Raw genomic sequence first — 18,133 nt, 5'->3', positions numbered from 1 at the left:
GTGTCAAGTCGGCTTCTAGTTTGGCGGAATGCCCCAGACCGACACCGAGACGCCCATGATCGGCATCGCGACCCGGCCCCACCCCGCCCGCTTGATCGCGGCCACCTACCCGGTGCACGGATCGGTGGAGGCTCGCTACGGCGACATGGACGCCAACGGACACCTCAACAACCTGGCCCTGGAGTCCCTTCACGAGAATGCCCGGGCGCTGCTGAACGCACGCGTCATGCCCGGCATCTACGACAGTTCGGCACGGCGGATCCGCCTCGTCTCGGCGACCAACGTCGTGCACTTCCTCAAGGAAGCCTACTGGCCCAACACCATTGGCACCGGAATCGGTGTCGGCAGGCTCGGCCGCACGTCGTTCGTCGCCTCGACGGCGCTGTTCATTGGCGAGGACTGCATCAGCCTGTGCGACACCGTTCTGGTGACCCTCGGCGACGACGGCCCCACCCCGATCCCGGATCTGGCTCGCGCCCAACTGGAAGCGCTCACCCTCTCGGGATAGTCAGCTCTTCTTGCTGGGGATCACGATCACGACGATGAGAGTGATGATGCTGAAGAAGAGACCGAGGATGCCCCAGCCAATCGCGCTGCGCCCCTTGGTTCCTGCGATCACCGCGCAGATGACGGCGGCGATGACGCTGCCGATCGCCACGAAGATGCCCTTGATGCCGCGAAGGATGAACCCCGCCGCCACGACGTTGTCCGAAGCGAGTAGTACGACGTTGTTCAGCATTGCCGGTGCCTCCGCGATGAGCTGTGATCCGGCGTCGTTCGCCGGCCTCACCGGGTACCCCCGTCGCCGCACCTGAATCAGGTTGCGGCGCATCCTCAGGAACCTCCCAGCGCAACGCCACGAATTCGTGAGGGCGTCGACCGACGTTCGCCGCAGCGTCGCCCGCGCCCTGTGAACTGACGGGCGTCCGATCACCGCGCCGGAAGGACCCACCCATGTCAGAGAACGACGCCACGATCACCGCCCCGAGGCCCACCAGGGCGCTCGTCATCCGCCACGTGTTGGAACGGCAGCTCGGAGCTGGCCACCAGCTCGGCGCCGAGCTGGTGGGCGCCACCACCGAGCTCTCCACCTCCATGGCGCACGCGCCGGCCGCCGTCGTCGACGAAATTCGCAGCGGCGCAACGCTGCCCGCCGCGCTCGCCAACACCGGCGCAGAGGTGCGTCAGGTCGCCGCCAGCACCGGCACCCGGATGCGCTCCGCCATCGGTGAGTACGTCGGAAACCAGGCCACCCTGCCGAACGCCGCCGTCGTCGGTGCCGCCGACGTCGCCGAGACCGTGCTGCGCGCACAGGGCACGGTGGCCGCCACGGCCGTAGACTCCGCCTTCGCCATCGCCACCACCGCCGTCCGCGGTGGCGACGTCACCGACGCCCTGAGCCGCGGCCGACGCGGGATCGCCGACCGGACACTTGCCGCTCGCACCGACGTCGCCGGTGCGTGGGACCGTGCCGCCGACGAGATCCGCGGAGCCGTCACCGACTACGACGAGTACCTCGAGGCCCTGTCCGACGACGACTGACCCGGTGTGTTCGGCCGTCCCGTCGCCGGAAGGCGAGTTACGCTCGCCGCGTGCCACCACCATGGTCCCGACGGACGTTCCTGGCAATGACCGCCGGCCTTGCCCTCACTGCCGTGGCCTGCGGCTCCGACAAGCCGGGCACGGTAGCCGGCGACGGTTCCGTCACCGTCACACACGCCTTCGGCGAGACCAAGATTCCGTCGGCACCCAAGCGGGTCGTCAGCGCCGGACTCACCGAGCAGGACGACCTGCTCGCGCTCGGAGTCGTCCCGATCGCCGTCACGGACTGGTTCGGAGGTGAACCGTTCGGCACGTGGCCGTGGGCCCTGCCGAAACTCGGCACCGCGCAACCGGTCGTGCTGAACCTGGTTGACGGCATCTCGGTCGACCAGATCGCCGCCCTCAAACCAGATCTCATCGTCGCCACCAACGCGGGCCTCGACGCGGACACCTACGCCAAGCTGTCCGCGATCGCGCCGACCATCGCCCAATCCGGCCAGCACGCGTTCTTCGAACCGTGGAAGGACCAGGCCAGCGCCATCGGCCAGGCGGTGTTCAAGTTCGACGAGATGACCAAGCTCGTCGAGGCCGTCGACGCCGAGTTCACCGAGATCGGCAAGAACAACTCGACCTTCACCGGCAAGAAGGTCGTCGTGGTCAGCGCGACCGCCTTCCAGGACCAGTACGACGTCACTCCGCCCGGGTGGCGCACCGAGTTCCTGACCCAGATGGGCTTCGCGGTACCGGACGAGGTCAACGCCTTCGTGAAGAACGACCGGGCCCAGGTTCCGCGCGACAAGCTGGCCTCGGTTCTCGACGCCGCCGACGTCGTGGTGTGGAAGACCGAGAGCGACGACGAGCAGGCTGCGCTCGTCGCCGACCCGATGTTTTCCGCGCTGAAGTCGACCACCAGCAAGCGGAACGTCTTCACCGGCAAGGAACTCGCCGGCGCACTCGCCTTCTCCTCGGTGCTCTCCTACCCGGTGGTGGCCGATCGGTTACCGCCGATGATCTCGAAGGTGCTGACCTGACAAGATGACCGGGTGACAACGCCCGAAACATCAGAGCAGCGCCCAGGATTCGCACAGGTTGGGTCGGCCTACTATCCGGCCCTCGTCGCCGTGTTCACCGCCCTGGTCATCATCTCCAACGTGACGGCCACCAAGGGCGTGGCATTCGGCCCGATCCTCACCGACGGCGGCTTCATCGTCTTCCCCCTCACCTACGTGATCGGCGACGTCCTGTCCGAGGTGTACGGATTCAAGGCGGCCCGGCGCGCGATCGTCCTCGGCTTCTCGATGAACGTCTTGGCCGCGGCGGCATTCTGGGTGACCATCTACCTGCCCGCCGCCGACTTCTACGAGAATCAGGCCGCGCTGGAAAACGTCGTGCATGCCTACACCCAGCTGATCGTGGCCGGACTCGCCGGCTTCCTCGTCGGGCAGACCATCAACGCCTGGGTCGTCGTCGCGATCAAGGAACGCACCAAGGAGAAGCACCTGTGGGCCCGGCTCGTCGGGTCGACGTTCGCCGGCCAGCTCGGTGACACGTTGGTGTTCTGCAGCATCGCCGCGGGCGCGATCGGCATCACCACGTTCAAGGACTTCGCCGTGTACACCGCCTTGGGCTGGATCTACAAGACCGCCGTCGAGGTGGTGTTGCTGCCCATCACCTACCGCGTGATCGCGGTGATCAAGCGCCGGGAGCCGACCTACCAACCCGCGGTCTAGCCTGGGAACCACCATGATTCACGACTACGGAGACCGGGCGCTGCTGCTCGACCTCGACGGCACGGCCGACGTGCTGGCGTGGTGCGACGCGGTGCGCGGGGCCGACCTGCCCGGTGTCGTCGACGTCGTCCCCGCCGCCCGCACGGTGCTGTTGGTGCTCGACGGGCCGCGTCATCAGGCGCCGACCAGGGCCCGCCTCGGCGGGTTGCACGTGGAACGCTCCGAGATCACGTCGGCCGACCGTCGCAGCGACGTCACGATCGACGTCGTCTACGACGGCGATGACCTCGACGAGGTGGCGCGTCTCACCGGGCTCTCCCCCGACGACGTCGTCGCGGCCCATACCGCCGCGCCGATGCGCGTCGGCTTCGGCGGATTCTCCCCCGGCTTCGCCTACCTGGTCGGCGGTGACGAGCGACTGCACGTTCCTCGCCGCGCCGAGCCGCGCACCAGGGTTCCCGGCGGATCCGTCGGGCTGGCAGGCGAATTCAGCGGCGTCTACCCGCGGGAGACCCCCGGCGGCTGGCAGCTGATCGGCCACACCGATGCGGTGTTGTGGGACGTCGACCGCGATCCGCCTGCCCTGCTGATCCCCGGCACCTGGGTCCAGTTCCGGGCCGTGGTCGGGGGCACGCGATGACGACACTGGAAGTCCTCGCGACCGGCCCGCTGGCTCTGCTCGAAGACCTGGGCAGGCCCAGGCTCGCACACCTCGGCGTCACCCGCTCCGGCGCCGCCGACCGGCACTCCCACACCCTTGCCAACCGGCTGGTGGCCAACCCGCCCGACCGCACCACGATCGAGATCACCTTCGGCGGGTTCTCCGCCCGCGTCCACGGGGGTGACGTCGCGATCGCCGTGACGGGGGCCGACGCCGACCCGACGGTGGACGGACACCCATTCGGCACCAACAGCATTCACCACGTGCGCGACGGGCAGACCATCTCGCTCGGGATGCCCCACTCCGGGCTTCGGAGCTACCTGGCGGTCCGCGGCGGCGTCGACGCCGAGCTCGTCCTCGGTTCCCGCAGCCACGACGTGTTGTCGGCGATCGGTCCGCGGCCGCTGCGGCCCGGTGACGTCCTGCCGATCGGCCCGCACGCCGCGGACTTCCCCGAACTCGACCAGGCGCCGGTCGCCCCCATCACCGGGGACGTCCTCGACTTGGTCGTGGTGCCGGGCCCGCGCGACGACTGGTTCGCCGATCCCGACGCACTGGTGCGCACCGACTGGGTGGCGTCGGAGCGCAGTGACCGCGTCGGAATGAGGCTGACGGGGCAACCGCTGGACACCCGCGTCCCCGACCGACAACTTCCCAGCGAGGGCGCCACCCGCGGCGCAATCCAGGTGCCGCCCAACGGCTTACCCGTCATCCTCGGACCCGACCATCCCGTGACCGGCGGATACCCGGTGATCGGCGTCGTCGTCGACCACGACGTCGACCGGGTGGCCCAGGTCCGGCCGGGTCAGCACGTCCGGCTGCACTGGTCCCGCCCGCGCGGTTGACGGTTCTCTTCGACCTCGCGCCCTGGTAGGAACGAGGTGTGCTCCACACCGCGCGTCTCGTCCACACCTCCGATCTCGACGGCGAGACCCGTGAGGACGCCCGGCGGATGCTCGTCGACGCATTCGCCGACGGCGAGGTCGGCTTCACCGACGTCGACTGGGAGCACGCCCTCGGCGGCATGCATGCGCTGATCTGTGTGCGCGGCGCGTTGATCGCGCACGGCGCCGTGGTGCAACGCCGGCTGATCCACCGGGGCGTCTCGCTACGCTGCGGCTACCTCGAAGCCGTCGCCGTGCGTGAGGACTGGCGCGGCCAAGGCCTTGCGATGGCCGTGATGGACGGCCTCGAGCAAGTGTTGCGCGGCGCCTATCAGCTCGGCGCGCTGAGCGCGTCGGAGGCGGGCAGGCACATCTACGCCACCCGAGGGTGGCAGCCGTGGCAGGGCATGACGTCGGTGCTGACCCCGTCCGGAGTCGTCGCGACCCCCGACGACGACGAATCCGTCTTCGTCCTTCCCGTGACCGCCGACCTCGACACCACGGGCGAAATCACGTGCGACTTCCGCGACGGCGACGTGTGGTGACCAGCGGATTCACATCTCACCGCGGGTCACCGGCCGTGGTGAGCCGAAGTTCACGGCCGAGTCATGGTCACGCCACCGCGACATGCGCCGGCAACGGCCACGAAACCAAACGGCAACACGGGATGCCTTGACTGGTGCCATGCCCGAACCAGATTGGGCACCTCTGACCGGATTCCGGGTGGCGGTGACCTCAGCCCGACGTGCCGACGAGCTGAGCACGCTGCTGCGCCGCCGCGGAGCGACCGTCACGAGTGCCGCCGCCATCGAGATGGTGCCGCTGCCGGACGACGACGAACTGCACGTGCACACCGCGGCGTTGATCGCCGAGCCACCCGACGTCGTCGTCGCGACGACGGGCATCGGGCTGCGAGGCTGGATCGCCGCCGCCGACGGCTGGGGACTGGCCGCTGACCTGACGGCCGCCTTGAGGAAGGCGCGCATCGTCTCCCGAGGCCCCAAGGCCACCGGTGCCCTGCGGGCCGCCGGACTGCCCGAGGAGTGGTCGCCGGAGTCGGAGTCCTCCCGCGAAGTAATGCAGTACCTGCGCGAAGGCGGCATCGAGGGGCTACGCATCGCCGTCCAGCTGCACGGCGCCACCGCCGACTGGGACCCGTTCCCCGAATTCCTCGACGAACTGCGCGCCGCGGGAGCCGAGGTCGTGCCGATCCGCGTGTACCGCTGGCACCCCGTCCCGCGCGACGGGGCCTTCGACGCGCTGGTCGCCGGCGTCGCCGAGCACAAGTTCGACGCCGTCAGCTTCACCTCGGCACCCGCCGTGGCCGCGATGCTGATGAGAGCCGCCGAGATGGGCGTACAGGACAAGGTGCTCGAGGCGCTGCGGACCGACGTGCACGCGATGTGCGTCGGTCCGGTGACGGCGCGGCCCCTGGTGCGACTCGGGGTCCCCACGTCGGCGCCGGAGCGCATGCGGCTGGGAGCCCTTGCCCGGCACATCACCGACGAATTGCCGCTGCTGCAGTCGCGGACCGTCACGGTGGCGGGACACGTCCTGGAGATCCGCGGCACGTGCGTGATGGTGGACGGCGTCGTCAAGGAACTCCCTCCCGCGGGCATGGCCACCATCCGCGCGCTGGCCCATCGGCCGGGGCAGGTGGTGTCACGCGGCGACCTCCTTGGCGCCCTGCCCGGTGGCGGCACCGACACCCACGCCGTAGAGACCGCGGTGCTTCGACTGCGAACGGCGTTGGGCGACAAGAACATCGTTGTGACGGTCGTGAAGCGCGGCTACCGGTTGGCAGTCGAGGACGGTGCAGCGTGAACCCCCTGCTGGTCGCCCACGGCACCCGCAAGGCCGACGGGGTGGCGATGATCGCCGACCTCGCCGAGCGGGTGGGGCGCCAACTCGGTCGGCGGGTGCACACCGCATTCGTCGACGTTCTCGGTCCCACGCCCGCCGAGGTCTTGACGGAGCTTCCCGACGGACCCGCCGTCGTGGTGCCGGCCTTCCTCGCCAGCGGTTACCACGTGCGCGTCGACGTTCCGGCGTTCGTCACGGCCAGCGGGCACCCCGACGTGACGGTCACCGACGCACTCGGACCGTCGGCCGACATCGTCCGCGTGGTGGTCGACCGTCTCGTCGAATCCGGCTGGAAGCCAACGGATTCGGTGATCATGGCGGCGGCCGGAACCTCCGATGACCGGGCGAAGCGCGACCTCCGCGTGACGGCGACCCTGCTGTCGGCTGCCATCGGCGCACGGGTCGAGCTCGCGTACGCCGCCACGGGTGAGCCGCGCGTCGCCGACGCCGTGGCAACCATGCGCTCGCAGGGTGCGCGCCGAGTCGTCGTGGCGTCGTACCTGCTCGCCGACGGGCTCTTCCAGGATCGGCTGCATCAGTCCGGCGCCGACGTGGTGACCGCGCCGCTGGTCACCCACCCCGGCGTGGCGCGGTTGATCGCCCGCCGATTTCGCCGGGCACGGCTGCCGATCTCGGCCTGACCAGCTCGCCGAGACTACGGTTGTTGAGGTAAATCGCGCTGGTTACGTCATCTTCTGCAGTCTCGGCGGCTAGGAACCGATTTCGACTCGACCGCCGTCGGCGATCCTGGTCCGGTACACCGGCAGCGCCACGTCGGGATCGTCTAGGCACGTGCCGTCGTCGAGGGCGAACGCCTGCTTCTTGATCGGCGACTGCACGCACGCCCGGCCGGCGCGATCCCCGACGATGCCACGCGACATCACCGCCGCACCCGAGAACGGGTCGACGTTGCCGATCGCCCACAACGATCCGTCGTCGAGCCGAAACAGTGCGACCTGCACCCCGTCGGGCAGCAGCACGCCAACCCCGCGACCCGGCAGCAGTCGGTCGTATTCGCAAGCGCGCGTCCAGATCTGGACGTCCCTGGCATCGTCTAGCAGTGTCACGCGTGTTCTCCTCTACGAACCTTCGGCATGCCCAACCCCGTCGTGCTTCCCGCCGGGACCTTGCGGCCCGAGCGCTCGGTGAATTCGATGGTCGGATCGGCGACGTCGGGGGCGTTGACGAACGAGACGAACCGCGACAGCTTGTCGGGATCGTCCAGCACGCCCTTCCATTCGCAGGCGTAGCCGTCCACGTGCCTGGCGACGGCGTCCTCGAAGTCCGCCGCCAACCCGAGTGAGTCGTTGCACACCACGTCCCGCAGATGGTCCAAGCCGCCCTCGAGGCTCTCCACCCACGGGGCGGTGCGCTGGAGCCGGTCCGCGGTGCGCAGGTAGAACATCAGGAAGCGGTCGACGTAGCGGACCAGCGTCTCGTCGTCGAGATCACCGGCAAGCAGCTGCGCGTGTTTCGGTGTGGCACCGCCGTTTCCGCCGACGTACAAATTCCAGCCCGTCTCGGTGGCGATGACGCCGACGTCCTTGCCGCGCGCCTCCGCACACTCGCGCGCGCAGCCGGACACGCCCATCTTGATCTTGTGCGGCGCCCGCAGTCCGCGGTACCGCAACTCCAGGTCGATCGCCATCTGCACCGAATCCTGCTGGCCGTACCGGCACCAGTCGCTGCCGACGCAACTCTTCACCGTGCGCAGCGACTTGCCATATGCCTGACCGGATTCCATGCCGCCGTCGACCAGCCTGCGCCAGATCTCGGGCAGCTGGTCGACCGCCGCACCGAACATGTCGATCCGCTGACCACCGGTGATCTTGGTGTACAGCCCGAAGTCGCGGGCGATCTCACCAATCAGGATCAGCTGCTCTGGGGTGATGTCACCGCCCGGCACCCGGGGCACCACGGAGTAGCTGCCGTTCTTCTGGATGTTGGCCAAGAAGTGGTCGTTGGAATCCTGCAGCGAGGCCTCTTCGCCGTCGAGGATGTGTCCCGAACTGGTCGACGCCAAGATCGACGCGACGACGGGTTTGCAGATGTCGCAACCGCGGCCGGCGCCGTAGCGAGCGATGAGACCAGAGAAGGTGCGAATGCCCGAGGCCGAGACGATCTCGAAGAGCTCGGCCCGGGACTGGGTGAAGTGCTCGCACAACGCCTTCGACTGCTGGACGCCTTGCGCCTCGAGGAGCTGCTTGAGCAGCGGGATGCACGAGCCGCACGACGTGCCCGCCTTGGTGCAATGCTTCAAGGCGGGCACATCCGTGCAGCCGTCGGCGATCGCGTCGGTGAGATCGCCCTTGCTGACGTTGTTGCACGAACAAATCTGAGCGGCGGCGGGAAGCGCCCCCACACCCAAACCCGAGTCGTCCGAATCTGATCCGCGCGGTGCGATGATCGCGAGCGGGTCACCGGGCAGCTGCTCACCGACCATGGGCCGGAGCACGCCGTAGGCGGTGACGTCACCGACCAAGATGCCACCGAGAAGCGTGGCGGCGTCGTCGGACAGCACGAGCTTGGCATAGGTCTGGTTGACGGCGTCGTTGACCACCACCTCGAGGCAGTCCGGCGTGACGCCCATGGCGTCGCCGAAACTCGCCACGTCCACGCCGAGCAACTTGAGCTTCGTCGACATGTCGGCCTCGCCGAATTCCGCTGCGCCACCGAGCAATCGGTCGGCGACGACCTCGGCGCTGGTGTAGCCCGGACCCACTAAGCCGTAGCAGCGGCCGTCGATCGCGGCGACCTCGCCGATCGCGTACACGTGCGGGTCGATCGTCGCGCAGCTGGAGTCGGTGAGCACCCCGCCACGCTCGGCGACGGGAAGCCCGGCGGCGCGGCCCAACTCGTCACGCGGGCGCACGCCAGCCGCGAAGATCACCAGACCCGCGTCGATCACGGATCCGTCGCCGAGGGTGACGCGTAGACCGTCGTCGCGGCTCTCGATCGCGTCGGTGCCGACGTCGACGTGCACCACGATCCCGAGCTCGCCGACCATCCGGCTCAGCAGCGCGCCGCCCGCCTCGTCGAGCTGCTGGGCCATCAGCCGCGGCGAGCGCTCCACGACGTGTGGCGTCATGCCGAACTGCCGCAACGCATTTGCGGCTTCCAAGCCAAGTAATCCGCCGCCGATCACCACGCCCGCCGCACCGTCCCCCGCCCGCACGGCGTCCGCACGGATCGCGTCGAGATCGTCGAGGGTGCGGTAGACGTGGCAATGCGGAAGGTCGTGTCCCGGCACCGGCGGGACGAAGGCCGACGATCCGGTGGCGAGCACCAACGCGTCATAGGAGATACGGCGGCCGAGAACCGTCGTCACGTACTTCCCCGCGGTGTCGACGCGCGTCACCCGGTCCCGCAGGATCAGCTCGACGTGGTCGTCACCGGCATAGTCGTTGCCGGGCAACGCCAACCGACCGCGGTCCCAGTGCTCGGTGTATCCGGTCAGGCCGACGCGGTCGTAGGCGGCGTCGCGCTCCTCGGCGAGAACCGTCACCCACCAGACGTCGTCACCGTCGCGCGAGCGCAACGCCTCCACGAACCGGTGACCGACCATGCCGTGCCCGACGACGACGACACGCTTCTGCGAACCCATGGCGCCACGCTAGGGAGCCGACATTGCCATCATGTCGCGTCGCGTGAAGCGCCCGTCACGGTGTGCTCACCCGCACCGGCCGTCGGCTGTGAGAACTCAGACGTGGCCCGCGTTCGTGGGAGTCGTCGTGCCGTAAGGGTTGGTGGTGGTCGTCGGCGTCTGGGTCGACTCGTCGGTGGACGGGACGCCCGTCGTGGGAACGTCCGTCGTCGCCGGGGCCCCGGTGTCCTCACTGGTCTGAACGCTCGGCACGCCGTAACTGGTGGACGACGAGGACGTCGTGTACGCCGATGCCGACGTGGCGTCCGGGGACGGTGGGGGCGGCGCGAAGCCGGGAGCGGCGGAAGAGTCCGACATCCGGATCACCGCCACCACCAGCACGGCAATCAATGCAACGGCGGCTACTCCCGCCGCCCAGATGACGCCGGGATGATCGTGCCAGTCCCAGTGCATGTCGTCGTCCACGGGCGGGATGGTAGAGCCACGTCGCGAACGGCGTACGAACTCTTCTCGGCGGCCGACAACTCGAGCGCCCATCGGTCAGCTCTTCCGCAATCGGAAGTCGCCGTCCGCAGCGAATCAGATGCTGGCTGGTCTGCGGTGCGTAGGCCGTCTCACGAGTTAAGGTGGCGACGCCTTGCAGCAAACATGCATTGGCGCTGTCGCAGTCTTGGGGTGGGGGAGGCGCGCGCATGAACCATGGCGCATGGGATTCGGTCGACGGTCGGACCGTAATGGGCAGGCGGCAGATTCGCTTCGCCGCGCACGTAGGTCGGGTGGGGGCCCTCGCCGTCGCCCTGGGGGTCGGATTCGCTTCGGCGACCCAAATGCCCTCTGCCTACGCAGATCCCGCCGACACCGACGCGCCATCGTCGCAGGAGCCGGCGGGTGCAGAGCCGGCCACGGCTGCCCAGCCGGCGTCGTCGGCCGCGCCGTCGTCGCCCGGAGAGTCCGTGGGCCTGGGCTCCCAGGAACCAGACCCGCCGTCCCCAGGCAACGACGAGGAATCTCCATCGCACACCTCGACCGAGGTGGCGCCTGGAGTGGTGGTCTCCAGTTCGGGAGGTGCGCACACGTCCACGACGACCGACTCTCCGGCTTCGGAGACGCCCGCGTTCAACCGGAAGTCGAAGCCGAAGCCCAAGGCGACGAGCCTGAGGCCGGTTCGGCGCGCCGCTGCTGAGGAGGAGGCGGTCGACACGCCCGTGAGCGGGCACACCACAGCGGCGACCGCGCCCGACACCTCGCCCGCGGTCGCCGTCACACCGACCGCACTCGTGACCGGGACGCGCTCGGCGACGACCGCTCAGGTGCAACCCGTATCGCCGGCGAAGCCGACGGTGTTGTCGTCGCCGGGCAACACCGCCGCGAGCATGCTTGCCGCGCTGTCGTCGGCGGTATTCGGTTCGTATCCCGGCGGCCCGGCGGAGAGCCCGTTGTCCTGGATGGTTCTCGCCGCCGCGCGCCGCTTCGGTGCCCCGTCGGACGCTGCCGCCGCGAATCGCGCGGCCGTTGTGACGACCGCAGCCGTAACGGCGACGAATCTCGACCCGGCAGTGGCGACTCCAATCATCGGCGCCCCCGACCCGACCACTGGCACCGTGTCAGGTCAGGTGATCGCTGCAGATCCCGAAGGCAAGAGCCTTAGCTACGCGCTGAAGACCGGGCCCGCCGCCGGCACGCTTTCGCTGAACAAGACACTCGGCTCGTTCACGTATACACCGACGACCTCGCAGCGGGTGCTGGCCCAGCTCACCGCTGGCGTCGACGCGAATCAGTTCACGGTGACCGTGAGCGACGGCATCAACAAGGTGGACACCGTCGTCACCGTCGCGATCGCACCGGTTCCCGTCGCGAATCTTGGCCAGGTGGCAGCTGGCAACGGCGCCACGGGCTTCGCCGTGACCAACACACGGGCGTACGTCGCCAATCGTTCCGACAACACCGTGACGGTCGTCGACACGGTGAACCGTGCGGTCATCGCGAACATCACCGTTGGTTCGCACCCGTCCAACGTGACGGTGACACCGGACGGCAAGCGGGTCTACGTCACCAACCTCGACTCCAACTCCGTGTCGGTGATCGACACGGCGACCAACACGAAGATCGCCGACATCACCGTCGGCGCCAATCCCTACGGAATCGCCGTCAGCCCCGACGGCAAGACCGTCTACGTCACCAACCGCGGTGCGGGAACGGTGTCGAAGATCAGCACCGCGACCAACAAGGTCACCGGCACGGTTACCAACGTGGGCGACATCCCCAGCACCATCGTCGTCACCCCCGACGGCAAGAAGATCTTCGTGGTCAACACCGCAGCGGACTACGTGTCGGTGTTCTCGTCGACGGCGACCAAGGCTGCGATCCTGCCCACCGAGACCGGGCACCTCGCCTCCGCAGTCGCCGTCAACCCGGCTGGCACCAAGCTCTATGTAGCGGGGTACAGCGACGGCAAAGTCACGGTCTTCGACACGAAGACCAACGCAGTCGTCGACCAATTCAACATGGGCGGCAAGCCCGGCGGGTTGGCGTTCAGCAAGGACGGTTCACTGCTGTTGGTGGTGAACAACGACGGCACCGTGCAGGTGCGCGACACCGCAACGAAGACCGTGTTGACAACCGTGGCGGTGAGTGGCACCACGCTTGGCGGAGAGGGTGCGGTGCCGCGAATCGGGGTCAGCCCCGACGGTATGCAGGCCTACGTCTCGGACGCGACAGGCCGCGTGCTGCGGGTCATTTCGCTGGTCCCAACGAACACCCGTCCGGTCGCGGGGTCGCCGTCCGTCGGGACCGCCGATCCGGTGACCGGCGCGGTACACGGAGTCATCACGGCGAACGACGCCGATCAGGACAAGTTGGTGTACACCGCGGGGCCGGCACTGAAGGGCAAGCTGACACTCAACTCAGACGGCACCTTTACCTACGTTCCGAGCGCCGCCGCGCGGCACGCCGCCGCAGCCAGTGGTGCAACCACTGCGGACAAGACGGAATCCTTCACCATCACGGTGTCCGACGGCAGACGCGGAGTCGTAGACGTGCAGGTGTCGATCGCGATCAGCCCGATCAATACGAACCCCACGGTCAAAATGGCCATGGGCAAGCCCAATTCGTCGACGGGAGTCGTCACCGGTACCCTCACCGGCAGCGACGCCGACAAGGACGTGCTGTTCTACACCGCACCGATCACCACGGCCAAGGGCACCGTGACCGTCGACGCCAAGGGCAAGATCACCTTCACCCCGAACGCCACCGCCCGGCACGCCGCGGCCGCCCTCAACGCAGCCGAGACAACGAAGACCGACACGTTCACCGTCACCGTCAGCGACGCGCACGGTGGCGTGGTGACGGTACCGGTAACGGTCGTGATCACGCCCGCCAACGCGAAGCCGGCGAACGCGAGTTCCATTGCCACGCAGGCAGACTTGACGACCGGCGTCGTCACGGGAACGGTGAAGGCCACCGACACCGACGGCGACACGTTGACCTACGGCGCCCCGATCACGACCAAGAAGGGCTCGGTCGTCGTCAACGCCAACGGTTCCTTCACCTACACACCGAACGCCACCGCACTAGCGGCGGCGCAGGCGACCGGCGCCAGCGCGGCGACCAAGACCGACACGTTCACCATGACCGTGGCCGATGGCTACGGCGGCGTCTCCACCGCCACCATCTCCGTCCGGATGGTCCCGAACAGAGCCCCCGTCATCGCAGTACCGACAGCCGGAACACCAAACGGCGCAACGGGTATCGTCACCGGAAAGGTCACGGCGACCGATCCCGACGGTGACAAGCTGACCTACTCCGGGTCTGGCACCACGTCCAAGGGGGCGGTCGTCGTCAAGGCCGACGGCACGTTCACCTTCACACCGACCGCCACGGCGAGGCTCAACGCCGGTGCCGGCAGCGCGACGGTGACCGACAGCTTCACCGTCACCGTGAGCGACGGCTTCGGGGGTACGTCGACGGTCACGGTGACTCCGACCGTGGATCCGGCCCGGCACATCGTCACGGGGTCGATTGCCGTGGGTGGCGCGCCGAGCAGTGTGGTGTTGAATCGCGACGGCACGCGGGCCTACGTGGCCAACTACGCGGACGGCACGGTGTCGGTCGTCAACTCCGCGACGAACACCGTAATCGGCTCGCCGATCAAGTTGGGGATTCTCCCGCAAGCCATGTCGACCAATGCGGACGGCAGCCGGCTGTATGTGGTCGGCCTGGAAACCTCCACGTATGCCGGCAGGCTCACCGTCGTCAACACCGTCACCAACAAGATCGTGGGAACGCCGATCGACATCGGCGCCTACCCCACCGGCATTGCCGTCAGCCCGAACGGCTCACGGGTTTACGTGACGAACGGCGTTGGCAATACCGTCACCGTCGTCGACACCGCGACGGGCGCGCGGTCGGGCAACCCAATTCCCGTCGGTGACTTCCCCACGGGCATCGCACTCACGCCGGACGGTACTCGCGCCTACGTCACCAACGGACGCGGCAACACCGTCAGCGTGATCGATACCGCGACGGGTGCACTGGTGGGTTCGCCCATCGCCGTCGGAGTCCTGCCCACCGGTATCACGTTCAACGCCAGCGGTACTCGCGCCTACGTCGCCAACGCGAACTCGAAGACCATCACGGTCGTCAACATCGCCACCAACGCCACCATAGGGAGTCCCATCGCCCTGCCCGCCAATCCGCTGTCCATCGCGATCAGTCCGGATGGTGCGCGGCTGTACGTCGGCGGCGTCGACGGATCCATGATCGCCGTCGACACCACCACCGGCACCGTTCTGGGATCCCCTCTCCAACTAGGCGGTACGCCAATGTCAGTCGCCGTGAGCCCGGACGGCTCCCGCATCTACGTGCCCAACGGCGAGCGTGCGGTCAACGTCGTGTCGACGTCGTCGACGGTGAACGCACCCGTCGCGCCGATCGCTCCGCCGCCGACCTCGACCGCCGTGAGCGGCGCCGTCACCGGTTGGCTCGGAGTGAGCGATCCGACCAAGCTCACCTACACGATTGCGCAGAAGCCGCAACTGGGTTCCGTCACCGTGAAGGCCGACGGCAGTTACATCTACACGCCGACCGCTGCCGCCCGGCAGTACGCAGCTACTGCGCCGGTGACCGACGTGTTCGTCGTGACCGCCACGAATCCACGCGGCGCGGCCACGTCGGTGACGGTCGCGGTGAAAGTGGAACCGCTTCCCTTGGCCGCGGTGCCGCCGAAACTCATCGCCACGATTCCTGGCTATTCGACGCCCTACGACGTGCACAGCCCCATCTACACGATGGTGAGCCCCACTGGTCGCTACGCGTACACGATCAACTCGAATCGCACGCTGTCAGGCTCCACCTACTCATCGATCACCGTGGTGGACACGATCACCAACACCGTTGTCGGGATGCCGACCCAGACCGGCTTCGTCGCAGGCGGTGCCGCGTTGATTCCCAACGGCCGGTACGTCTATATCAGCGATACGAACGATTCGGTGTCCATCGTCGACACGCTCAACAACGCCGTGGTGTCGACCATCCGTACTCCACTAGGCCCGGGGTACGTCGCCGCCAGCCCGGATAGCACCCGCGTCTACGTCGCCAATTACTACTCAGGCGTCGCTTCGATATCGGTCTTCGACGCGACCGGCAGGACCCTCGTAGGGTCGGCCATTCCGATCTCCGTGGTGCCCCGCACACTCATAGTCAGCCCGGACAGTCGCCGGCTCTACGTGCTGGACGGCAACGCAGGCAAGGTGACCGTGATCGACACCAACTCGCGAACGGTCGCGGGCAGCGCCACCGTCGGCGCGTTCGGAGACGCGGAACTGAGCGCTGATGGCCGCAAACTATATTTGGCTAGTCTGTCGAGCACCGGAGTCCAGGTGCTGGACCTGACATCCACGACGCCGACAGCTGGCACACCGATTACCACCGGCAACAAGTACGCCGACAAGATGGTCCTGAGCAGCGACGGCAAACGGCTGTTCGTCACGAAGGGTGACGGCACTCTGTCGGTTTTCGACACGGCGACCAGCGCGGTCGTCGGGACTGGCACATTCGGGGGCAACCCTCAGTTGGTAGTGGCCACCCCCGACGGAACCCGCGTGTTCATCGTCAGCAACGTGGTGGACGGCCAAGGGAACCGATCAGTCCTGTCAACATTCGACATGTCACTCAACAGCCTTGTCAGACAGCAGCTTTCGGTTGGCTTCCTGGCGAGCAGCATGACCCTCAGCCCTGACGGAACGCGGCTGTACATTACCGACCCCGCCAACAACAACCTCCACGTCGTCGCGACCGGCCTCGCCAACAAGGTGGTCACGGCGCCGGGGTCGACCGCCGAGCTGTACTCCGAACTACGCCGCCTCACCGACTGGCCGTGGAACAAGTCCGGAGTCGCCATGCAGGTCGTCGACTGCAGTGTCGACTGCGGCGTCGGCAGCAAGAAGAAGCTGATCGTCTACCTCGGAGGCACCGTGTTCCAGGATGCGAGCAGCGAACGCAATTGGTTGAGAAATGTGCCGCAGTACCTCGGCTCACCCGACTCCGAGGTGGTGAAACAGATCGAGAACGCGCTCGTCACCCTTGACGCCGATACGGAGATCATGTTCGTCGGCTACAGCCAGGGCGGCTTGGACGCGCAGAACCTGGCCGCGGACTGGGTCCTCAACAACCGCAAGGGAAGGGTTACCACCGTCGCCGCGTTCGCATCCCCGGTCAACAAGATTCAGATCGCGGCACCGTATCGCACGGTCTACTTCATGGCCGACTGGGATCCCGTCCCGCGCATCGACTTCACGCGGAGCCTGCTCAATTTGGCCGAGAGCACAGGAATGGTCTTCCACGCGAACGCGAACACGCCGATCAGCGATGTCCACGGCAATCCGCAGACCTACATCAACGTGGGTGACAAGTTCGACGATCCGACCAATGCCGACGCCAACACGGCCTGGTTTCGCGACTTCCGTGCCAACCTCGCCAAGTTCCGGGGAAAACTCAACCCTCCACTTTCGGCTTTGACTTCGACCTAGCCGCTACTTCCAGCGGGCGAGCAACGTCTCCGCGTGCCCGGACAGCACCCGCTGAAAGAACGGCCCAAAGCTGATGCGGCCCACGCCAAGCGGGCCGAACGACGCCGGGTCGTCGGTGTCCGGCAGCGCAATGGCGTTCACCGGCAAGGGCAGTTCGGACGTCAGCCGTCGCATGGTGTCGTCGTCGTGACGCCCGACCGGGTACAGGCTGTCGGCACCCGCCTCCGCCGCCAGCTTCATCCTGGCGATGGCGCGGTCGACGCGATCGGAATCGTCGCCGTCCTTGCGGATGAACAGGTCGGTTCGGGCGTTGATCACCACGTGCACGCCCGCCGCGTCCGACGCCGCGCGAAGCGCCCCGATGAGCTCGGCGTGCTCCTCCGGCGAGCGCAGTCGCTTGCCCTCCCTGTGCACGGTGTCCTCGACGTTGAGGCCCACCGCGCCGGCCTCCAACAACCCGTCGATCAGCCGTTGCGCCGACTCTCCGTACCCGGACTCGGCATCCACCGACACCGGCACGTCGACCGCACCGGTGATCTGCGCGACCCGAGCGGTCAGATCGTCGAAGGACATGCCCTCCCCGTCCGCCTTGCCCACCGAATCCGCCACCGGATGACTTCCGACCGTCAGGGCCTTGAATCCGGCGTCGACCGCGAGCTTGGCCGACCACGCGTCCCACACCGTCGGCAGAATCACCGGGTCACCCGCCACGTGTAGCGCCTTCAACAACGTTGCGCGCTCCTGCAGAACCTCTTTGGACATTTGCCAACCCTTCCCTCTTCGACGTGACCTGTCTCACTCTGAACTCCGAGAGTGACTAACAT

At 67.7% G+C, this 18,133-nt stretch carries 16 protein-coding genes; 10 read left to right on the top strand and 6 right to left on the bottom strand.

What is annotated here, in order from left to right:
- Positions 1–28: 28 nt before the first annotated feature.
- On the top strand, positions 29–508 hold the full coding sequence (locus tag ASD37_RS25395; protein ID WP_056558109.1) for a thioesterase family protein: 480 nt from the start codon (positions 29–31) through the stop codon (positions 506–508).
- Here ASD37_RS25395 and ASD37_RS25390 read toward each other — a convergent pair whose 3' ends face one another.
- Positions 509–832: a deoxyribodipyrimidine photolyase gene (locus ASD37_RS25390; RefSeq protein WP_235568547.1), complete on the bottom strand. Its 324-nt coding sequence runs from the start codon at positions 830–832 to the stop codon at positions 509–511.
- Positions 833–954: 122 nt separating this feature from the next.
- Here ASD37_RS25390 and ASD37_RS25385 point away from each other — a divergent pair, with 122 nt between their 5' ends.
- From ASD37_RS25385 to ASD37_RS25350, 8 genes are all read left to right on the top strand, one after another.
- Positions 955–1,542 carry a hypothetical protein gene (locus tag ASD37_RS25385; RefSeq protein WP_056558107.1) on the top strand — a complete coding sequence of 196 codons (588 nt, stop codon included), beginning with the start codon at positions 955–957 and terminating at the stop codon, positions 1,540–1,542.
- A 50-nt stretch (positions 1,543–1,592) separates the two neighbouring features.
- Positions 1,593–2,573 (top strand): ABC transporter substrate-binding protein, encoded by a 981-nt coding sequence (locus tag ASD37_RS25380; RefSeq protein ID WP_156721088.1) that lies wholly within the window; start codon positions 1,593–1,595, stop codon positions 2,571–2,573.
- Positions 2,574–2,585: 12 nt separating this feature from the next.
- On the top strand, positions 2,586–3,272 hold the full coding sequence (locus tag ASD37_RS25375; RefSeq protein ID WP_056558103.1) for a queuosine precursor transporter: 687 nt from the start codon (positions 2,586–2,588) through the stop codon (positions 3,270–3,272).
- Positions 3,273–3,285: 13 nt separating this feature from the next.
- Positions 3,286–3,912: an allophanate hydrolase subunit 1 gene (locus tag ASD37_RS25370; RefSeq protein ID WP_056558101.1), complete on the top strand. Its 627-nt coding sequence runs from the start codon at positions 3,286–3,288 to the stop codon at positions 3,910–3,912.
- Positions 3,909–4,778, top strand: a complete 870-nt coding sequence (locus tag ASD37_RS25365; RefSeq protein WP_056558099.1) for a biotin-dependent carboxyltransferase family protein — start codon at positions 3,909–3,911, stop codon at positions 4,776–4,778. Before ASD37_RS25370 ends, ASD37_RS25365 begins: the two co-directional genes overlap by 4 nt.
- Positions 4,779–4,816: 38 nt before the next feature.
- Positions 4,817–5,362 (top strand): GNAT family N-acetyltransferase, encoded by a 546-nt coding sequence (locus tag ASD37_RS25360; protein WP_056558097.1) that lies wholly within the window; start codon positions 4,817–4,819, stop codon positions 5,360–5,362.
- A gap of 139 nt (positions 5,363–5,501) precedes the next feature.
- A complete protein-coding gene (locus ASD37_RS25355; protein WP_056558095.1) occupies positions 5,502–6,641 on the top strand; it encodes a uroporphyrinogen-III synthase in 1,140 nt (379 codons plus the stop codon).
- On the top strand, positions 6,638–7,321 hold the full coding sequence (locus ASD37_RS25350) for a sirohydrochlorin chelatase (RefSeq protein ID WP_056558093.1): 684 nt from the start codon (positions 6,638–6,640) through the stop codon (positions 7,319–7,321). Before ASD37_RS25355 ends, ASD37_RS25350 begins: the two co-directional genes overlap by 4 nt.
- A 69-nt stretch (positions 7,322–7,390) precedes the next feature.
- On the opposite strand, the gene nirD is transcribed toward ASD37_RS25350, so the two are convergent.
- The 4 genes from nirD to ASD37_RS31865 form a co-directional block, all read right to left on the bottom strand.
- Positions 7,391–7,747, bottom strand: a complete 357-nt coding sequence (gene nirD / locus ASD37_RS25345; RefSeq protein WP_056558091.1) for a nitrite reductase small subunit NirD — start codon at positions 7,745–7,747, stop codon at positions 7,391–7,393.
- A complete protein-coding gene (gene nirB / locus ASD37_RS25340) occupies positions 7,744–10,284 on the bottom strand; it encodes a nitrite reductase large subunit NirB (RefSeq protein WP_056558090.1) in 2,541 nt (846 codons plus the stop codon). The genes nirD and nirB overlap by 4 nt, the downstream gene beginning before the upstream one ends.
- 96 nt (positions 10,285–10,380) lie before the next feature.
- Complete coding sequence (locus ASD37_RS25335; protein WP_056558089.1) at positions 10,381–10,749, bottom strand: hypothetical protein; 369 nt, start codon at positions 10,747–10,749, stop codon at positions 10,381–10,383.
- A gap of 373 nt (positions 10,750–11,122) precedes the next feature.
- Positions 11,123–11,548, bottom strand: coding sequence for a hypothetical protein (locus ASD37_RS31865; RefSeq protein ID WP_056558081.1), 426 nt, complete (start codon positions 11,546–11,548; stop codon positions 11,123–11,125).
- A gap of 13 nt (positions 11,549–11,561) precedes the next feature.
- Between ASD37_RS31865 and ASD37_RS25325 the strand changes: the two genes are divergently transcribed.
- Complete coding sequence (locus tag ASD37_RS25325; RefSeq protein WP_235568546.1) at positions 11,562–17,309, top strand: VCBS domain-containing protein; 5,748 nt, start codon at positions 11,562–11,564, stop codon at positions 17,307–17,309.
- Positions 17,310–17,312: 3 nt separating this feature from the next.
- On the opposite strand, the gene ASD37_RS25320 is transcribed toward ASD37_RS25325, so the two are convergent.
- Complete coding sequence (locus ASD37_RS25320) at positions 17,313–18,071, bottom strand: isocitrate lyase/phosphoenolpyruvate mutase family protein (protein ID WP_056558078.1); 759 nt, start codon at positions 18,069–18,071, stop codon at positions 17,313–17,315.
- Between the last annotated feature and the right edge of the window lie 62 nt (positions 18,072–18,133).

The sequence above is a fragment of the Mycobacterium sp. Root135 genome (assembly GCF_001426545.1).
Taxonomy (GTDB): Bacteria; Actinomycetota; Actinomycetes; order Mycobacteriales; family Mycobacteriaceae; genus Mycobacterium.
The sequence above is the reverse complement of the archived record's forward strand: the minus strand, read 5'-3'. Positions and strand labels throughout refer to the sequence as shown.

Coding starts and splice junctions, on each gene's coding strand:
- ASD37_RS25395 (WP_056558109.1), top strand. CDS start 29: ATGCCCCAGACCGACACCGAGACGCCCATGATCGGCATCGCGACCCGG.
- ASD37_RS25365 (WP_056558099.1), top strand. CDS start 3,909: ATGACGACACTGGAAGTCCTCGCGACCGGCCCGCTGGCTCTGCTCGAA.
- ASD37_RS25385 (WP_056558107.1), top strand. CDS start 955: ATGTCAGAGAACGACGCCACGATCACCGCCCCGAGGCCCACCAGGGCG.
- nirB (WP_056558090.1), bottom strand. CDS start 10,284: ATGGGTTCGCAGAAGCGTGTCGTCGTCGTCGGGCACGGCATGGTCGGT.
- ASD37_RS25320 (WP_056558078.1), bottom strand. CDS start 18,071: ATGTCCAAAGAGGTTCTGCAGGAGCGCGCAACGTTGTTGAAGGCGCTA.
- ASD37_RS25355 (WP_056558095.1), top strand. CDS start 5,502: ATGCCCGAACCAGATTGGGCACCTCTGACCGGATTCCGGGTGGCGGTG.
- ASD37_RS25370 (WP_056558101.1), top strand. CDS start 3,286: ATGATTCACGACTACGGAGACCGGGCGCTGCTGCTCGACCTCGACGGC.
- ASD37_RS25390 (WP_235568547.1), bottom strand. CDS start 832: ATGCGCCGCAACCTGATTCAGGTGCGGCGACGGGGGTACCCGGTGAGG.